This is a genomic window from Variovorax sp. F042 (genome assembly GCF_057814215.1).
In genome coordinates this window covers 1-290 of sequence record NZ_JBVASX010000079.1, presented here as the reverse complement: position 1 = coordinate 290, position 290 = coordinate 1, and the positions used below count along the sequence as shown (strand labels likewise).

At 73.4% G+C, this 290-nt stretch carries 1 protein-coding gene; it reads right to left on the bottom strand.

Annotation, left to right across the window (positions count from 1 at the left end):
- Positions 1–290 (bottom strand): GntR family transcriptional regulator (locus ACZYSP_RS35485; protein WP_489019243.1); only part of this gene is annotated, 290 nt, incomplete at both ends.

The window sequence follows — 290 nt, the reverse complement described above, 5'->3', positions numbered from 1 at the left end:
TGGAAGTCGACCTGTGCGAATGCGCGGCTGGCGCTGTCGTGCAGCCGCGCCATCAGGTGCTCGTCGTCGGGCTCGGGCGGCAGGTTCATCGTCATCTCGGCGCCGCTGCCGCCGCGCAGCCGCAGGCTCGGGCTGCCGGAGCGGATGAAGGTGCCGGTGCCGGCGCGCGAGTCGATCAGCCCGCGCTTGCGCGCCTCGGCGTAGCCGCTCGCCACCGTCGTGTAGTTCAGTTCCAGGTCGGCGGCCAGCTCGCGCATCGTGGGCAGGCGGTCTCGCACGCCGAGCCGGCC